The following is a 1,484-nucleotide window of genomic DNA, read 5'->3' as shown; positions in this document are numbered from 1 at the left end:
TACCTGTTTGACACCCTTGATGAGGTAAGGGAAGTTACCTGGCAATGGATGGATGATTATAACAATCACAGACCGCACGACAGTCTTGGCAATATGCCTCCAACCGAATATGCCGCTTTATCCGCTTTTGAAGGCGATAGACAGGCGTGTTAGGGTATTTAGGTTTAGGTTAATTTGAAGAGAATTTTGTAAAATTACGCAGTCTTAATTCGGGGAAGTCGACAATATTTCTTTTATTTTATGGTGGAGCAAATATACTCAATATCCATCTCAGATTATCTAAGAACACTTGTTTATGCAATTTTATCTCTTTTGTAAAGATATTGCTACAAAACCTATGGGAAGCAATGGCATGAAAATTGTATTTTTGCCATGTATATCTTATAATAAATAAAATAAATTATGTAGCAAAACGAGTTTTGTTGTCGTTAATAAGATATATGAATAAAGAAAATGTAAAACTGTATGAATTTTTTCTTCTAGACTGTTTGGAAAAAGAGGCGAGGCGGATAGTAAGGTGAGATTGCTTGGAAAGCTAGCCTTTTTAGAAGTAGACGTTCATAACCATTTGTTGCCGGGCATTGATGATGGAAGTAAATCTGTTGATGAATCGTTAGAGTTGATAAAAGGTCTTAACAGTTTAGGATTCAACAAATTTATCTGTACTCCACATATAATGGATGGTGTACATCCTAATACCAAAAGCACTATACAGACGGCATATGAAGCTTTAAAAGGAGCTCTTGCGGAGCAAAATTCCAAAGTGGAAATCTTTCCTGCCGCAGAGCATATGATTGACGATGGCATTGTGCCGTTGATCGAGCGTGATAACTTATGTGTCATGCCTGGGGGATATGTGCTGATTGAGATGTCATATCTTTCCGAGTCCAAGGCGTTGTTTCAAACGATTAAAGATATTCAAAAATTAGGCTATAAGCCCGTGCTTGCTCATCCGGAACGTTATAATTACTATCATTATAATTTCAACATGTATCACCAAATCCGTGATGCTGGATGTCTTATGCAGCTGAATTTGCTTTCTATCAGTCGTTATTACGGTGTAGAGGTCAAATCGGCAGCATTGACGCTTCTGAAATCGGGGATGTATGATTTTGTGGGTACGGATTTGCATCATGATCGACATCTAGCAGCCTTGCAGGAAGTGGTAGCTAAATATCCTGTCCGGGATATGCTGAAAAGCTGTAATATCTTAAACCCAACATTGCTGGATCATATCAAACATGATTCTTCAAAGGCTTTGGGTTAAAGGTTGTTAAGGGATAAAACATAAAAGGTCGAGGAAATATTCTCGACCTTTTATGTTTTTTTATTCTCCAATAGCATAATAAATAAATCCAAGAGCTTCCATCTCTTTACGGTTGAGCAGCTTACGTCCGTCAAAGATGAAGGCCGGTTTCATCATATGCTCTTTAATACGTTTCCAATCGTAATCMWTAAATTCATCCCATTCAGTGAGGATGKAA

At 37.5% G+C, this 1,484-nt stretch carries 3 protein-coding genes; 2 read left to right on the top strand and 1 reads right to left on the bottom strand.

The window, feature by feature from the left end:
- Positions 1-153 (top strand): integrase core domain-containing protein (locus SD31_RS16200; RefSeq protein ID WP_156138353.1); only part of this gene is annotated, 153 nt, incomplete at its 5' end.
- Positions 154-517: 364 nt separating this feature from the next.
- Entirely contained in the window at positions 518-1,267 is a 750-nt protein-coding gene (locus SD31_RS12155; RefSeq protein ID WP_231561554.1) for a tyrosine-protein phosphatase, read from the top strand.
- Between the two features lie 60 nt (positions 1,268-1,327).
- Here SD31_RS12155 and SD31_RS16195 read toward each other — a convergent pair whose 3' ends face one another.
- Positions 1,328-1,480: a UDP binding domain-containing protein gene (locus SD31_RS16195; RefSeq protein WP_082021943.1), complete on the bottom strand. Its 153-nt coding sequence runs from the start codon at positions 1,478-1,480 to the stop codon at positions 1,328-1,330.
- Positions 1,481-1,484: the final 4 nt, after the last annotated feature.

It is taken from the genome of Sphingobacterium sp. T2 (assembly GCF_000814685.1).
GTDB lineage: Bacteria > Bacteroidota > Bacteroidia > Sphingobacteriales > Sphingobacteriaceae > Sphingobacterium > Sphingobacterium thermophilum.
Note: the sequence above shows the minus strand (reverse complement) of the source record. Positions and strands in the feature narration are given on the sequence as shown.